This window comes from Janibacter hoylei PVAS-1 (genome assembly GCF_000297495.1).
Lineage (GTDB): Bacteria > Actinomycetota > Actinomycetes > Actinomycetales > Dermatophilaceae > Janibacter > Janibacter hoylei.
Genome location: NZ_ALWX01000109.1, coordinates 1 through 510, shown reverse-complemented (window position 1 = coordinate 510; position 510 = coordinate 1). Strand labels below are relative to the sequence as shown.

The 510-nt window shown below is 56.9% G+C and carries 1 rRNA gene; it reads right to left on the bottom strand.

From position 1 onward, the window contains the following. Nucleotides 1–510, bottom strand: a 23S ribosomal RNA gene (locus B277_RS15470); the annotation flags it as partial.

The following is a 510-nucleotide window of genomic DNA, read 5'->3' as shown; positions in this document are numbered from 1 at the left end:
TTGACTACTACCAGATCGGGTCACGCGTTCCACCCACCAACGAGATCCGAAGACCTCTAAGGGTGAGCTTCAGGCGTTTAGCATCACTGGATTCATCATGGGCGGTTCTTCGCCGGTTCCGGAATATCAACCGGATGTCCATCGACTACGCCTGTCGGCCTCGCCTTAGGTCCCGACTTACCCAGGGCAGATTAGCTTGACCCTGGAACCCTTGGTTATTCGGCGGACGGGTTTCTCACCCGTCTTTCGCTACTCATGCCTGCATTCTCACTCGTGTGGCATCCACGACTGGATCACTCCGCCGCTTCACTCGCCACACGACGCTCCCCTACCCATCAACACGCCTGGACACCACAAGGGTGCCGAGCAGTGTGTCAATGCCACAGCTTCGGTGGTGTGCTTGAGCCCCGCTACATTGTCGGCGCGGAATCACTTGACCAGTGAGCTATTACGCACTCTTTAAAGGGTGGCTGCTTCTAAGCCAACCTCCTGGTTGTCACGGCAACTCCA